The sequence below is a fragment of the Photobacterium galatheae genome, from assembly GCF_000695255.1.
Lineage (GTDB): Bacteria > Pseudomonadota > Gammaproteobacteria > Enterobacterales > Vibrionaceae > Photobacterium > Photobacterium galatheae.
The window spans coordinates 125432-141239 of the sequence record NZ_JMIB01000002.1 but is presented as its reverse complement, the minus strand read 5'-3'; the positions used below and the strand labels follow the sequence as shown (position 1 = coordinate 141239).

At 45.5% G+C, this 15808-nt stretch carries 16 protein-coding genes; 15 read left to right on the top strand and 1 reads right to left on the bottom strand.

Annotated features, from left to right (window positions below; all coding sequences use genetic code 11):
• Window positions 1–330: 330 nt before the first annotated feature.
• From EA58_RS01085 to EA58_RS01035, 12 genes are all read left to right on the top strand, one after another.
• Window positions 331–549 carry a DUF805 domain-containing protein gene (locus EA58_RS01085; protein WP_152547900.1) on the top strand — a complete coding sequence of 73 codons (219 nt, stop codon included), beginning with the start codon at window positions 331–333 and terminating at the stop codon, window positions 547–549.
• A gap of 115 nt (window positions 550–664) precedes the next feature.
• Entirely contained in the window at window positions 665–994 is a 330-nt protein-coding gene (locus EA58_RS01080) for a hypothetical protein (RefSeq protein ID WP_036747868.1), read from the top strand.
• 240 nt (window positions 995–1234) lie between these two features.
• Entirely contained in the window at window positions 1235–1657 is a 423-nt protein-coding gene (locus EA58_RS01075; RefSeq protein ID WP_152547898.1) for a hypothetical protein, read from the top strand.
• A gap of 301 nt (window positions 1658–1958) precedes the next feature.
• On the top strand, window positions 1959–3659 hold the full coding sequence (locus tag EA58_RS01070) for a hypothetical protein (RefSeq protein WP_152547897.1): 1701 nt from the start codon (window positions 1959–1961) through the stop codon (window positions 3657–3659).
• 299 nt (window positions 3660–3958) lie between these two features.
• Window positions 3959–4564: a DUF998 domain-containing protein gene (locus EA58_RS01065; RefSeq protein ID WP_036747862.1), complete on the top strand. Its 606-nt coding sequence runs from the start codon at window positions 3959–3961 to the stop codon at window positions 4562–4564.
• Between the two features lie 359 nt (window positions 4565–4923).
• Complete coding sequence (locus EA58_RS01060; RefSeq protein WP_036747860.1) at window positions 4924–5214, top strand: hypothetical protein; 291 nt, start codon at window positions 4924–4926, stop codon at window positions 5212–5214.
• An 830-nt stretch (window positions 5215–6044) separates the two neighbouring features.
• The gene (locus tag EA58_RS01055; RefSeq protein WP_036747857.1) at window positions 6045–6536 is read left to right on the top strand and encodes a PaaI family thioesterase; all 492 of its coding nucleotides are present in this window, start codon (window positions 6045–6047) and stop codon (window positions 6534–6536) included.
• Between the two features lie 98 nt (window positions 6537–6634).
• Window positions 6635–7033, top strand: coding sequence for a DUF6559 family protein (locus EA58_RS21500; RefSeq protein ID WP_152547896.1), 399 nt, complete (start codon window positions 6635–6637; stop codon window positions 7031–7033).
• Between the two features lie 718 nt (window positions 7034–7751).
• Window positions 7752–8348 (top strand): hypothetical protein, encoded by a 597-nt coding sequence (locus tag EA58_RS01050; protein ID WP_152547895.1) that lies wholly within the window; start codon window positions 7752–7754, stop codon window positions 8346–8348.
• Window positions 8349–8604: 256 nt separating this feature from the next.
• On the top strand, window positions 8605–8982 hold the full coding sequence (locus EA58_RS01045; protein ID WP_036747853.1) for a hypothetical protein: 378 nt from the start codon (window positions 8605–8607) through the stop codon (window positions 8980–8982).
• A 61-nt stretch (window positions 8983–9043) separates the two neighbouring features.
• On the top strand, window positions 9044–11155 hold the full coding sequence (locus EA58_RS01040) for a protein-disulfide reductase DsbD family protein (protein ID WP_051641820.1): 2112 nt from the start codon (window positions 9044–9046) through the stop codon (window positions 11153–11155).
• Window positions 11148–11666: a protein disulfide oxidoreductase gene (locus tag EA58_RS01035; RefSeq protein WP_036747851.1), complete on the top strand. Its 519-nt coding sequence runs from the start codon at window positions 11148–11150 to the stop codon at window positions 11664–11666. The genes EA58_RS01040 and EA58_RS01035 overlap by 8 nt, the downstream gene beginning before the upstream one ends.
• A gap of 86 nt (window positions 11667–11752) precedes the next feature.
• On the opposite strand, the gene EA58_RS01030 is transcribed toward EA58_RS01035, so the two are convergent.
• A complete protein-coding gene (locus EA58_RS01030; protein ID WP_036747849.1) occupies window positions 11753–12298 on the bottom strand; it encodes a hypothetical protein in 546 nt (181 codons plus the stop codon).
• A 286-nt stretch (window positions 12299–12584) separates the two neighbouring features.
• Here EA58_RS01030 and EA58_RS21235 point away from each other — a divergent pair, with 286 nt between their 5' ends.
• From EA58_RS21235 to EA58_RS01020, 3 genes are all read left to right on the top strand, one after another.
• Window positions 12585–13520: a PKD domain-containing protein gene (locus EA58_RS21235; protein ID WP_152547894.1), complete on the top strand. Its 936-nt coding sequence runs from the start codon at window positions 12585–12587 to the stop codon at window positions 13518–13520.
• Between the two features lie 397 nt (window positions 13521–13917).
• Window positions 13918–14340, top strand: a complete 423-nt coding sequence (locus EA58_RS21495) for a hypothetical protein (RefSeq protein ID WP_152547893.1) — start codon at window positions 13918–13920, stop codon at window positions 14338–14340.
• Between the two features lie 149 nt (window positions 14341–14489).
• The gene (locus tag EA58_RS01020) at window positions 14490–15797 is read left to right on the top strand and encodes a TolC family protein (protein WP_081819515.1); all 1308 of its coding nucleotides are present in this window, start codon (window positions 14490–14492) and stop codon (window positions 15795–15797) included.
• Window positions 15798–15808 lie beyond the last annotated feature (11 nt).

Genomic DNA, 15808 nt, shown 5'->3' with positions numbered 1-15808 from the left:
AATAATTAAGAATATGTAACAATAACGTAATGCCGATTTTTCATAAGATCATGATTTTAAATAGTCTGAGGTGTCTGTCCTTGTAATTGGGCACAATCAAAAATATTAATGCACGCAAATGGTTGGGCTGAAATCAGTCAACAAACTCTAGAGAAAAACGTAGATTGAGTGTTAGCTACTTCCCTCATTAATTGCCAATAAAATGGCAACTAATAACTCGCCCTGAGATGGACGCTCAATAGTTAATATCATTATCTTGAATTATAGGGACAGACACCATAAAGAAATGCAGTCTTGAGGTGCCTGTCCTGCGATTAGCGGTTACACGATATTGGCCGGATAGGCTGGTGGATGCTGCTGAGCCTGATCCCGGTTCTGGGTTTTCATATTTTACTTTACTTCTTTGTGCAGGTCGGCCAGCCCGGCCCCAGTGGAAATACCGGGACAGTCAGAAATACCGGGACAGTCACGCTAAATAGTGTGCAGATGATGACTGGGTGGTATGTTAGTAAAAGTTCAATGATTTTAGAACTCGTGATTGATTTGTGAAACAACAGTTAGGGAAATATCGGGATAGACACCATAAAGAGAAGCTGATTTCAGTAAAGTCTTCTGTTTTATTATGTGTTAATGTTTAGTGTTAATTCAACTCGAGGAACTCAAAATGTCACAGCGCGATATAATAATATTCTTTTCAAATCAACTTAATGCTTCATATGTTACTACCAATAAAGGATATATGAATAAATCAAAATCTCAATTGGTAGCTATGTTTAAGAAGAAAAAAAGTAGTGAATCTGCTAGTAATAATGCAAACTTCGATAAACGCCCAGGGTTAATATCTGTAACTGATATTGGTTTAGCTCCTGATTTTGACTTTGATGTTAGAAAAAATGCTGGCTTAGCCAAGAGTAAAGGACTGAATGTGGAAAAAGAATCTGTTTTAAAAGAGTATGCCGCTAAAGGTTATATTTCTACTAACGGTGTACGTTAAATATCGGGGCTAAGTAACGGGACAGCCACCATTAGATAGCTTACGGATTCCTTAGTGAGAAGCCCAAAACCTTCCATGCTGATGATAGCGCGTAGTATGTTTGCCAAAGCTACAAGTAAATTCTTGTGGTGTCTGTCCTTGTAATCTCTTTGGGCCAAACTTCCCAAGTGTAATAAATCCTGATGAGGGGGGGATGTAATTTATTTGGTTCTAAGATTAATTGATAGGTGTAATATTTCTATGAATCAAAAAGAAATGAAAAAGTCAGATTTACTCTATGACTATATAAAGTTTCATTTAGGACTCTATTTGGCAACGCCTCCTATCATGTCTGTTGTTGCCACTTGTCTTAGTCTTGAAAAACAGGCGTCCTTTAAGCTTGGATTGTTGATCATGATAGTTATTTATCTATTTTCTGGTGCCCACGCGAGCTGGTTCATCGCATCTCATATTAATGTTAAATGGACTGCGGACAAGAATTGGATAAGTTTTGGTAAATCGGCCGATAATTTATTTCGTCGCACTATGCATCACTATTTGTATTGGCTGGGCTTGATAGCAGCATTAACATCTATTGTTGTGGCACTGTTGTATCCAGTCGATGTCAGCAAAGATACTGGGACAGACACTATAAATATAGTCTTGAGGTGCCTGTCCTTATAATCATTTATGGTTTCGGTTCTGAATGAACTACTGAGACAGTCACTTTAAAGAGTGTGCAGATGATGACTGGGTGGCATATTGGCAAAAGTTTCAAGAATTTTAGACCGCGTGATTGTTTTGTGGATCAATACCTTGCCTTGATGATTCTCGCCGTGGATACTGAAGCTATATTTGGCTAAATCAATGCCATAAACAGATTGTGACATGGTGGCCTCCGGTGATTACTGAGTCAGACTTTCCAAGTGTGGCAAAGTCTGAGTAGGGGTAGTCCATGTCATTCGTTAGTTTCCTTGGTAAGCATATGAATCTTCTGAACCCTGAAAAATTGATAGCCATTTCGCAGGCTCCGACTGATTCGGAAGCATTTGACGAATGGTGTAGTCAGAACGACATTCTGCCGTTCCTTTCCGAAGAGGCGGAGGATGAGTATGTCCTGGTTTATGCGAGCCTTGACCATGTCTATATGTACGCGCTGTTGGTGCCAGATAACATAAATCTCGAAGATCACGCTAATGATCTTATGGGCTGGCGCTCGAATCCTTTCTCTGGATGGAGCCTGGTAGCTAGCCACGAAGATGTTTGGATTGAAAGGCCTTGTCAGTCCGAAGGAAGCGAAGTTTTAAAAGCCGCAACTCAAATAATATTTGGACGTTCATTTGAGGGCCATACTAGCAACTCCAGCTATTTTGAAGTTAACCAGGAGATAACACAGATTCTGGACCTTCACTACGTTAGTGAAAGAAATGCATGGTGTAGGTTAGATCAGCACGGAGATGTCGAGGATTGCATAAGTGTACTTGATCTCAAAGGTGGTCGGGCAATCCTAGTGAAAGCTAACGTGTTGGATAAATATTACGCAGCATCCCGAACGAAGCTTTTAAGAATGTTTGATTTTACGCGGTATCGAAAAGGGAGTTTCTCGGGGTGGGGAAATGGTCGAGACGAACGGCATCTTCCCCAGCACGACGGAATAGCCATGCGACTAACGGTTCAACCTGGGGTTGGTAGCTACTCGCGTGGGGTACAGTTAATCGAGCCAAGAATATCAGCTGCTTCAGTTCGTTCAGAAACTTGGGGAATTGATGACGACCAACGAGAGTATGCTAGCTTCATTGCTCAAGATTGGAAGAACAATCGAATAGCAGAAATATCTTGCGCGCCCGGTGCGACAGCAAACTATTTCACAGAATCAGATCTTCCTTTTGAACTAAGCCCTGCTTATTTTCGACCTGAAGTGCTTTCTAAATACAAAGCTGATCGTCAGAAATATACTCTGGAAGATCGTTCCATAACTTGCCGTGGTGCTTGGTATTTAAAATCATACGATATCAACGACGCGGGCCAAGTACATACATATCTTGTGGACTTGCGGCAACTTCCCTATGAAGAACAGTTGCACTGGAAGCAGTTTAATGAACCGCCAAAAGCAGGGCTGTCAAAAAGAGCATTCACGACTGACTTTGAAGGCCAGTGGCATGACGAATATGATGCCCTTCCGGCTTTGAAATCTAGGTTGCGTGAACTTATTGAAACGAAATGCCCTTGGTGGGATTTGCCAAATACTGATCAAATTGAGGAAGTTCACTACCCGGTGACTGCATCAAGAGATGAATGGGCAAACGAAATCATGGCGTTAGATCAACTGGTTGTTGAAGGGCTTAATCAGAAATGGCTAAAGGCAAAAGCTGTAGATTTAGGTCAAAAACCATCAGCGACGATGAGACAGTTAAAGTTACTGGAGGTCTGTTTAGTCGGGTTAGGGTTCGAGGAGGAACATGCTTATGATCTCATGAGTCCTTTTCATGAACTGCATAACTTGAGGTCTCTAGTTCGAGGTCATCGATGGGGCTCTGAAGCCGCCAGTGAGAGCAAACGAGTTTTGAAAGAGTTTGGCGAGTATAAAATTCATTTCAGGTCTCTTTGCCAACGTTGCGATGAATCACTTGAGCTGATTGTTGCTGGTTTTTCAGAGTACGAAATTGGTACCCACGATGGAAACTAACAACGAAATATCGGGACAGACACCATAAAGAGATTCAGTCTTGAGGCGCTAGTCCTTGTCATCGCAGTCGCTTTGCAAAAGTTTCAAGGACTTTTGATCGCGATATTGTTTTGTGGTTCAACACCTTGTCTTGATGATCCTCGCCGTGGATACTGAGATAATGCTTGGCTAAATCAATACCATAAACTGGTTGTGACAGGGTGTGGCCTCCAAGGATTTTGGGATCAGACTTTTCAAGTGTGGCAAAGCTAGATGAGAGGAGTCTGTGTTATTCGTGCGTTTGCAAAGGAAGTTTGGTGATGTTTGAAAGTATTGCAGTCTACTCAGGGTTAATTGCAACAATTTGGATTTTCGTTGGTGTTTACATAGCTGGCCGATTGTATGCTGGTTACGATCATTCGAAACAATTTTGTAGTGAGTTAGGCGCGACGGGTAGTCCAACTGAAAAATTGTCTCCTTTGATTAATAACTATCCCCTCGGTTTCCTATTTTGCTTTTTTGGTTGGTATCTGGCACAACTTCCAAGTGTATCAATTTTGGTTAATATCGCGGGTTGGTTTGTTGTTGCTCATGGTATCGGGACATGGGTGGCTGGTTATTTCCCAATGGATGCTGATCCATTTACAAAAAATCCGACATTGAACTGCAAAATACATTCTTGCGCTGGGGTTATCATGTTACTTTCGCTCGTTGTAGCGCCGATTTTAATTGCGATTAGTCCAACGACTGAAACTATTCCACTGTACTTTCGTATTTTATCAATTGTGTCTGTTGTCGCTGCGGTTTATTCGCTGTTCGCAATGGCTAAAGCAGTGAAAAATCAAAGTAACCCTGGTCTTCACCAACGTTTCTCTTATGGTTTTCAATTGATTTGGTTAAGTGTGTTTTCACTAGTGTTGGCGTAATATTAAACGCACAAGCCAAGTCAATGGCATAATTTTAAGTAGGCTCTTTCGTTACTTTGCTTCAAATTTTAGCCGATTTAAAAGTTGCGCTTGTCTGAGGCGTTCGATTTCACGCGAGGAAATTTGTATGTCAAAAGTTTTGAGGTATCTGTTCTTGTAATCGATTCTTGTATCGCAGTTCAGTGGATAAACAGCTTGCCTTGAGGATCCTCGCCGTGGATACTGAAGCTGTATTTGGCAAAATCAAGATCATAGATAGATTGAGAGATGGTGGCCTTCCAATATTTAGGAATCAGACTCTCCAAGTATGGCAAAGCAAGATGAGGGGAATCTGTGTTATTCGTTAATCGGTACAAAGTATGTGGTATAAAATTGAAGTTGCAGGGTTAACTCTTGGTCTGTCAGGTGTTGGCATTCTGCTTACAGTAATATTTTTCTGGGAACGTATTCCGGATGAAATCCGTCAATATTTTTATGGTGGTGAGCCGGGAGTATTTATAACCGGTGTGTTAGTGGTTGTTGGTTTATTCAGTATTTTGTTGTTTATCGCCAACCTGATTTTTAAGCGATTTTACTTGTGGTGGTTAAGGCTGTTCGGCGTAATTGCACTATTTTTGGGGATTTTAGTTATTGGCGCATCGGGAATTTAACCTAATGGGAATCACCGGAAAATCATTCAAAAGAAGCTTAGCCGATAATGGTTTTATGTTTAAAACTATCCGATATCGGCATGTACGATAGTAGAGACAAATTAATTACATAAATAATTATTTTTTAAGACTTTGATGGCCTAAATCGTTAAATATCTTTATCAGTTCATCTAAGTCTTCAGTATTGTTTTTTGGTCATTGAAAACTGGCTTAAACAGCCACTGATGGTCATCGCATCCATTTAATACTTCTGTAATAAACTCCTCCCAAAATTGTTTTGAGTTTATGATGTGAAAATCAAACGCTTTGGTATGAAAATACTTCGTGCTGAACTACCGGGACAGACACCATAAATATAGTCTTGAGGTGCCTGTCTTTATAATCCTGCATACCTGAACGATACTGAGTGGCTGGATGGTGGATTCAGCGTTGAAGACCTGATCATGATATCGGTGTTACTGAGGCTGAAAATGTCGTGCATCTTGGATGAATATCCGAACCTGTCAGCTTACGTCGCCCGTGGCGAAGCTCGTCTTACATATCAGCGCGCTTTTGCAGCACAGCTCGCCGTTTTCATGAACAGGTTAAAGGACTGATAAGCTGTTCGTTTTGAATGAACTTTACACCCTGGTTGTTCGCAGAAAATACAGCGCTGCTTTTTGTGTATTTTGCTGTGTTCGCCGATATGTACGGTGTTCATTGAACACAATGAATGCGTATATATTTCTTCCCATCGTTATCATTGCTTTTCAAATGTCATCGTGTCATGTTTGAATTTTGGTGACAGTATTGTTCGTCTTTTCGTCAGGGCTTAACTGTTAGGAGTAAGGATGAAGCAAGGTAAATATTTTCAGGATCAGGTGCCGAATAACCATTGCTTTGGTTGCGGACCCGACAATAGACTCGGTTTACAGATTAAAAGTTACTGGATTGAAGAGGATAAATCGGCTTGTACGTTTGTGCCTTCTTCACACCACAGCGCAGGGCCGACGCAGTGGTTAAATGGCGGGATTATTTCAACTATCATTGATTGCCATTGTATATGCACAGAAATTGCGAAAGGCTATCAACAGCTAAACCGAGACATTGGTAATGGCGAACCTGTATGGTATGCGACCGGAAAGTTAGAGGTTAGTTTTTTTAAACCCGTCCGAATTGATCAAGCTGTTGAATTAGTAGCGGTCATTGAACGTGTGAGTGAGAATAAGATGACGCTTAGTTGTGATGTGTATTCAGAACATGAACTTTGCTGTCAAGGGAAAGTGATTGCCGTCAGAGTATCAAATCATTGGTTTGAAGGTTCAAGTAAAATTTCAAGTTAACTCCTCTGAAGTGTTTGAGGTGATTATGGCATAGCAGAAGCGTATTTTCTGTGTGACTTGCACTGAAGCAGAGCGTAAAATTTCAATAGGGTCTCATTATGTTTGGACTTTTTTTTAGAAATAGAAAAATAAAAAGATACGCAAAAAGGCTACCAGTCGATTTAAAGAAACGATATGGTAAAAAGAAATATTATTCTAGGTCTCAGGTTGATCGTGCTTTAAGCAGACAGAGATTACGGGGGACAAGTGACAATATTTCATCATCTGACTATTATGTTTATGCTATGTATTGTTCTCCCCGAGAGTTCTCTCAAATATGTCATTCAACAGAAACAAACCATGATTATCACCAAATGAGACGGGAAATTTCTGAAGTTGTGTTTGGCAGACAAACAGAATTTACGTTCAGCGCACTTGAAATCGAATATGGTTCTGGTAGCAGTTCTGATGGTACCGGAGATTTTGGTGGTGATGGTGGTTGTGGCGGCGGTGATTAAGCGTTATTTCACAACATCAGTTGAGCGTGATTTGTTGTAGACGTTGGACGATACATGAGTATATTGATTTGTGGTAGACACTGTTGAGAGTTAATCGTAAGGAAGTTAGGCATTCTTGCTAGACATTCACAATGTTTTTGCTTTTCTTAACTTCTGTAGATAAATGTCGGTATTAAGAATGTCAGGTTGTTGAAATACGGATATGGTAACGGCATGGTTCTAAACGCCTCCTGTGACAATGGGGGGAGTTTATTGTCAATTTAATAAACAATGGTGTTCCGAAATGATTGCTGTGAATGAGTTCGGATATGCGCTTGGCTTTGCTATTGAGCAAATACCGGGACCGACACCATCATAAAGAGAAACTGATTTTAGTAAAGTCTTGAAGCACTTATTAATGTGTCTGTCTTCATCATCTTCTGGCGAGGGGGCATGGCATTCGTGTGACGGCTGACTTGGAACATGAGGTCGTCGCCAGAACCTTTCAGGTCATGGGTGTAGATCGAGCACAGTTGGCTGACGTGGTCAAAAATGAGCTGGAAAATAATTCTTAAATATTCGGACAGTCAGTCTAAAGAATATCAATCGTTGTAAATAATGCTATGATGGACTTCTAGCACTTTGGAATCAGATTCATCAAGTGTGACAAAGTTTGATGAGGGAGTGCTCACTGTCATCCGTTATATATATATTATTTAAATTAGGGTTTTAGAAATAAATGAAATTAATTAAATTTGTGTTGACCATGGCTTTAGCTTCTTTGATTTCAGCTTGTTCATCATTACATGAATACGATATGTTCAATTATCAATCTCAAGATCAAGGTTATTTGATACTATCAATATCAGCTTCTGACGGCACAGAATATGGTGCTTATTCGATTGATTTTCAGTCAGAAAAAGGTGATTTTGGAAGAGTTAACTACTTTCAGAATAATATTTTTTACAAAAGTGAACGTGAATTTGATGATAAAGATAGTAATGGAGTTATTAAAGTTGAAACAATGAAACCTGGGCGGTACGAAATTGTGAATTGGAGCGTTTCAAAAGCTAACGAAGATGTATCATGGTCAGCTAGAGAGAACTTTTCTATCCCATTTGAAATAAAATCTAATAAAGTGACATATATTGGTGAGTATCAAGCTCATAAAACTGAAGCGACAAACTTGCTAGGGATGACGGTTCAATCTTTTGCTGTGTTTACAATTAATGATGAAAGTGAAAGAGATATTAATTTTGCTAAAAACAATAATTTAATTCCAACAGTGTCTATTATCAAAAATGTTCCTGAAAAAAATGCATTTTATATAAAATGACTTAGAATTATCCGGACCGACACCCTAAAGAAAATCTGATTTCAGTACTGATTTGGGGCGTCTCCTCATGTGCCTGTCCTTATTCTCTCTAATTCTCCTGTGTCCTTTTCATCCTGCTTTTTGAGCATACGACATGCCTTGTAACATTCTGCCCGTTATCTTCCGCGACCAGAACATGATATTTTTCGCGACGTGTTGAAACTGACGGTGTGTCTCTGTGTCAAAGGGTGCATCGAACTAACGGATAGAACCATAGATGCTTTATTTTTTTCGTCGACAGCCATTCGTATACTGGGCGTTCGTTTTGACGGCCTGGGTGATGTTTGTGTGCCTGACGAAAAATATCGGGGCGGTGTCTCTGTGTCCGGAGCAGTCGGTACTGCACTCACAAGTTAAGGCGACAGAGACGGCTGAACATGAGGCTCCCGGAGCTGATGTCGGCACCTGCGAATTATCTTCCAAGCTGATACAAATGAAATTTCAGCTCCATGATTTCGTGTTCCTGCCCGCTGTTTTCCTGATTCTGCTGATTGCTGGCTTGTTTGGAGCGAGCCGGATCTCACCACCGTGCTTTCGGGAGCCCAAAGTCCCGAAACGGCGGATTCACCTTCAGCTTTGCACTTTCCGTGAATGACTCACTGATCTGCCAGCACGTCGCTGGTTATTGGGTCTTTATTCATTCATAAGGTAGAAAAATGCAAAGAAAATCAATACGAAGCTTCAGATTGTTTCGCCACTGTGGGTTGTGGTTCAGTTTCCTGTTCGTGTCGCTGGTTCAGGCCGCGCCGGTGAGTACTGGCTGGTTGAGCGATCCGAGGCATCCCCCGGTCGAAACTCGGTTCGTTTTAACCGGACAGACCGAACCCGCAAAAGGCACGGTTGCCGGTTATCTTGAAGTGAGGCTGAAGCCCGGCTGGAAAACTTACTGGCGATCACCCGGTGAGGGTGGCGTTGCCCCCAAACTCAACTGGCAGGACGCCGATAATCTTGCTGATCTGGCGTGGCACTGGCCTGTGCCGCAGCGCTACGATGTACTTGGTGTGGAAACCATTGGTTATGCGGGAGATGTGATTTTCCCGATGACCCTGACCGTGAATGACTTCACTCAGCCGGTTCTGTTTCTGGCGACGCTGAGTCTGTCTTCATGCTCGACAGTGTGTGTGATTACCGATTATCCGATTGATCTGTCGTTTATTCCGACGCAGTTGACGCCCTCTGAACCCGACATGCGCCGCTATGCACAGGCATTGAGTCAGGTGCCGCAGACATCTGCGTCTGTGACCAATGTGACTGCCGTCTGGGATGCGACCCAAAAAGTGTTGCAGGTGGCGATGAACAACACGCAGGGTTGGGCGCAGCCAGATGTCTTTGTGGACGGTGAAACCGAGGCCGTGCAAGACAGCAGTTTTGCAAAGCCGATTGTGCGTGTGGATGGCCAGCAACTGACAGCCAGGTTTGAAGTCTCAAGCTGGTTCGGTGAACCGGATTTGACCGATCAGGCTATGACGCTGACAGTCGCTGATAGCAACTTGCTGGCAGAGCAGTCGGTCACAGTTCAAGCCGGCGTGGTGAGTGCTTCATCGCAGGGCAGTGTGCTGGTGATGTTCGGACTGGCATTGCTGGGCGGGTTGATCCTCAACTTTATGCCTTGTGTGTTGCCCGTGCTGGGCATGAAGCTCTCGACAATTCTGACGGCTGAGCATCAGGAAAAACGTCAGATTCGAGGACAGTTTCTGGCGTCGTCGGTCGGGATTCTGAGTGCCTTCTGGCTGATTGCCTTGGCACTTGCTGCGCTGAAGTTTTCCGGTCAGGCGATCGGCTGGGGGATCCAGTTCCAGAGTGCCGGATTCCTGACACTGATGGTTCTGATCACCTTTGTGTTTGGTGCCAACATGCTGGGCCTGTATGACATCCGTCTGCCTTCATCACTCAGTACCTGGATGGGGACACGAAATGGCAACGGATACGGCGGCCATGTGATGCAGGGGATGTTCGCGACGTTTCTGGCGACCCCTTGTTCTGCCCCGTTTCTGGGAACAGCGGTCGCGTTTGCACTGGCAGGGAGCTTGATCCACCTTGGCGTGATTTTCACCGGACTGGGGATTGGCATGGCGCTGCCCTGGATTGTGATTGCATGCTTTCCGGCTCTGGTTCGGCTGTTGCCGAAGCCGGGAGCCTGGATGGGGCGCATGAAAGTTCTGTTTGGGCTGATGATGCTGGTGACGTCGTTCTGGCTTCTGACACTGCTGGCTGCACACTGGCCGATCGGATTGCTTTGGCTGAGTGGTCTGCTGGGCGTGGGATGGCTCATCTGGCGTTCGGCGCGGGTGTATGGTCGCAAACCTGTCGGGATCGCAGTCAGCCTCTTTTTGTTCGGTGGGGCCGCTGTTTTACTGACGGGTAGCCTGACTGCCGAGAAATGGGCGACGCCGCTACCGCCGGAGCTGACGTGGCAGCCCTTATCCGTGACAGAAATCAGTGCGCAGGTTGCGAAGGGTCAGACAGTTTTTGTTGATGTGACCGCAGACTGGTGTATCACTTGTAAAGCAAACAAGATAGGTGTTTTACTCCAGCAGCCGGTTTATGATGCGCTTCAGCAGCCCGGACTGGTGCGGATGCAAGGCGATTGGACAGTACCGAATCAGGCAGTGACGACGTATTTGCAGGCAAACGGCCGGTTTGGTGTGCCGTTTAATATCGTTTATGGGCCGGGTGCCCCGGAAGGGATTGCATTACCTGTGATTTATACCAGCGATGATGTCATGAAGGCGATTCAGCAGGCTCAGGGAGGCATTCATCATGACTGAACACAAGGTGACAACATCCGTTCGCTGGAAAAAATGGCTCAGGGAAGGGGTTGTCTTTTTGGTGTTGCTGACGGTCGTCTCGGTGGGTGTGGATCTGTGGCGCAGTCAGTCGGTACCGGACAACAATCCTTTTACCCTGAAAGCTGTAGATATCAACGGGCAGGAGGTTGATGTTGCCGCCCTGAGTCAGGAACAGCCGGTGATCGTCTATTTCTGGGCGACCTGGTGCGGCGTGTGTCGTTTTGTGACGCCAAGTGTCGACTGGTTGAGCCAGTATTACCCGACGGTGGGGATATCGCTTACATCCGGCACGGACGAAAAGTTACAGCAGTACTTTCAGCATAACGGACTGGATTTTTCGAATGTGAATGATCCCAGACATGTCCTCGGGCGGGAATGGGGTGTGTCCTTTACACCGACGATCTTTATCGTTCGTCACGGCAAGGTGGAATCTGTCACCAGTGGTTTTACCACTCCGGTGGGCATTCTAGCCAGACTCTGGCTGTCCTGAATTATCTTCTCTGAATCCTCTCAGAGTTCACATCAACGATAAGCCTGTCAGTTCCTGGGATGAGTCCTCAGGATCGGCAGGCGCTTTCATTGATACGGTAAATCCTGTTTTCGGCTTAAATCTCGGGCAAGGACCATGGCAAGACCAATGACCTGCAGAAAAAGCGCCAGATTTCTCAGACCGGAAATATCAGACATCAGTTCGGTATAGTGTTCCCCGAGCGAGAGATTCTCGATATAGAGCTGATTAATTTTTTCTCTGAGATGTTCCTGTTCGCGGTTCATCGCAGCCATGATGTCGGGCAAGTGTTCGACTGTGACCGCTTCAAATCTCATTTCCTGCCAGGCGTGCAATTCCCGGAGTAACTCATTCTGTACCGGCTCAGGCAGCAGTGTTTGGCTGGACTGACTCAGGGTCAGCAACGAGAGGGTGACTTCCCGTTTCCGCTCGATCGATTCAATCTGCTGCCAGGTCAGGCTGATCAGTTTGTCATTGTTACTTTGTTGCTGGATCAACTGACCGGCATCCATCGTGGCACCGTCGATGAAGAAATTCGTCATGAGCGCGGAGATAATATTCAGCAACAGTCCTGTTGCGACCACCAGCCAGGTGGGGATGGACCATTTGCGCATGAGCAGATATCCGATAATGTATTTCCTTTGAGTATGACTGACCGCTCAGCTTTTTTTCAATCGCCTCAGAACTTTGCCCCAAAGCACACTTATGCAACCCAAAATATGTCTTTTAATGAAACTCGTCTCATAACTGAATATGATGGCTGGGCTTTGAGGTCATTGGGGAATCAGAATTCAATGGCATCAGGTTTGTCCTCTTGTGTTGAAAACACACATCATCAGTTGTGATGGCATTGAAATTATCGCTATGGCTTTCAACTCACTTACAAGGAAAAGTTTTAACATGCTTAAGAAATTCACGATATTGATTGCGCTAGCTTCGCCATTCCTTTTATTCAATAAGGCTAGCGCGGACATTTCGCGAGGCTATCCGCTCAAGTCATCTATATGGAAATACAATGATATCCCGGTTTGCTGGGAAAATTTTGGCCAGTCAACGAGCGCTGAGCGGGAGTGGGTCAGAAGTGCCATTCATAATTCCTGGGAAAAGCATTCACAAGTTTCATTCCATGGTTGGGGTCAATGCCAAAGGTCTAGTTCTGGCATTCGTATCAGTGTCGAGGATAAAGGACCTCATGTAAAAAAATTAGGAAGATATCTTGATGGCTATCGTAACGGCATGGTCCTGAATTTCACTTATAACAATTGGGGCGGTGATGCTTGTAAATTTAACAGGCAATGGTGCTCCGAAGTGATCGCGGTTCATGAATTTGGACATGCGCTGGGTTTTGCTCATGAGCAAAATCGGCCAGATACCCCCGATAGTTGTAAAGACGCTCCTCAGGGAACGAATGGGGATATACTCATCGGTCCTTGGGATAAAGACTCGGTGATGAACTACTGTAATCCCAGATATAATAACCATGGTCAGTTGAGTGCAACCGATATCAAAATGGTTCGGCAGTTTTATGACCTTGATCCTGTCGTCATTTTCAGCCAAGAAGCATACGCAGCATTTCTTGGAAACAAAGTTACGCTGGATGCAAGCCGCAGTTATCACCCTAAAGGCGACAATTTGGATTTTCTCTGGGACTTAGGGGACGGCAATGTGGATTCAAGCTCTGTGCCTGTTTATGAACATCAATATTTAAGCCGAGGAACCTACAGCGTCACTTTAACTGCGAGCGATGGCGCACGGCGTTCAGGTGCTGATACTGTCACCGTCAATGTCTATGGCGTTGAGGTGCTCATACCGGCTCTGACTTTGCTTCTCAATTGAGAAGTGCCATAGGTACTTGTCGCAGAGCTTGTCGCAGAGCTTGTCGAAGAGAGAACCTGATGTGATCGGTTCATTGGATGACAGTCGTGACGATTGAGTCATCACAACCAGTAAAAACCGGGACAGTCACCCGAAAGAAAACGCATTGCTGAGCCAGGCAGGCTTTTTCTGAAGGTGGTTGTCCTTGTCAGATATGAATAGCAGGATAGCCCGCCGATTAAGGAACATGTATTTGTTGCACCCCTGAGACAAACGTCAAATGTCGGTGGGTTTGTCACTTTCCTGATTGACCTTTTTTATCTGTCGCATATTTTTGATATAGATTGTTCCATCAATATTGACCTTCCCCTAAGGGAAAGCTTTATGGTGGCCGGGATTGTGTTCTTGAAGGCTGGTTATGCGTCGGAAATCTGTTCGGACAATGTGGTTTACTGTGTTCACTGCGCTGGCGCTGATTGTGTCCGGTGTGGCGAACAGCACATCCGTGATGACGTTCAGCATGATCCGTGACGCGATGAACAGTGACGCCATGATCAGTCACAGCATGTCTGCCGATCATAGCCCATGTGCGCAAATGCCTCATAACAGCCATGCTGACCATCAAAGTACTGCGCAGCAGCCCGAAGCCGGCTGTCCGCATGACCAGAGCATGCATACTTGTTGTACCGCTGCTTGTGGCACATCATTCGTTCTGCCCGCGTACTATTCCTTTACTTCTCACCAGAGCCGGTTCGCGTTGCGGCCTGCAGAGCCTGTTGTCTCTGCGGTACATACGGCTCAGTCATTGTTTCGCCCTCCAATCGTTTCAATCCATTTTTGAACGTCGTGTCACCGTAATTTCAATCCAACGGTGATGGTTGTTGTTCTGCCGGTTTCCGGCAGTACCAAAAGTGGATTTTCATTGTGAAAAGACAATCAAGCTTACTCGCACTTTCATTGAGTGCGCTCGGGCTGTTGGCGTCGCCGTTGATGGCGGCGGAAACGACAGTGCGGCCAATTCAGGCCGTCTCGCAGCCCGTATCATTACCCACATTGATTACACTGGCACTCAGCAATGATGCCAGTCAGAAACGCCTTTCCGCGCAGTCGGATGCGCTGCGGGAAACGGCGATCGCCAGTGCCACCCAGATGGACCCAAAAGTGAAAGTGGGCGTCGGCGGGTTGCCTGTCGATAGTTTTCAGTTTGACGAAGACCCCATGACCAATATTTCTGTCGGGCTGATGCAGCAGTTTGCCCGGGGCGATATCCTGACACTTGAGGCCCGCAAGATACGCCAGCAGGCAGCCGGTGTCGACTGGCAGCGTCAGGTCAGACAGCGGGAAGTCGCGAACAGCCTGACTCAGTTATGGCTGGAGCTTGGCTATCAGCAACAGGCAGAACAACTGTTGCGGGAAAACCAGCGACTGATGTCAGAGCTGGCCGGATTTATTCAGACCAATTATTCGGTGGGTCAGAATGAAGCGCAGGACTTACTGCAGGCACAGCTTCAGGTTAGCAAACTGGACGATAAGATTCAGGCCAACCAGCAGATGCAGCGCAAGCTGCGTGCCCAGATGTCGGAGTGGCTGGGATCTGCGTGGTTTTCAGAAACCACCGCGTTCACTGCCACGAACAGCCTGAACTGGCAGGATCTGGATACCTTGCTGCAATCTCAGCCGCAGCCGAATCAGTATTATGCTTTGCTGAATCAGCACCCCATGGTGAAGGTGGCCGACACGGCCATTGCAGCCAGTGAGACACAAGCCGACATTGCCGGAGAAGCCTATCAGCCTCAGTTTGGGGTTGAAGTCATGTATGCCTACCGACAGGCAAAAAACATGAAAGGTGAACCGGCATCCGATCTGCTCAGCGCCTATCTCACCGTCGATTTACCCTTGTTTACCGACAATCGACAAGATCGTCAGCATGCCGCAGCCCAGTATCAGATTGGTGCGGCCAAATCACAGAAAGATCTCCTTCTTGCTCAGATGAACGCCAGAGCGAATGCGCTGATTGCCGATCGGGTGAATCAGCAGGAAAGGTTCACACGCTATCAGTCTCGCTTATTGCCGCAGGCACAAGCGCGGACCAAAGCGGTGGAGCGGGGCTATCAGAACAACGCCGCACAATTCAGCGATGTCATTTCCGCAGCCAGTGATGTGCTGGCGCTGGAAATTGAAATGGCCCGTTTAACCACCGACCTGAACCAGACCAGCAGCAATCTGGCTTTGTTACTGGGTGGTCCGGCGTTACGGGCGATTGCACCGTCGCTGATGACCCCAGGCATTACAGACTGAATTCGCAAGGA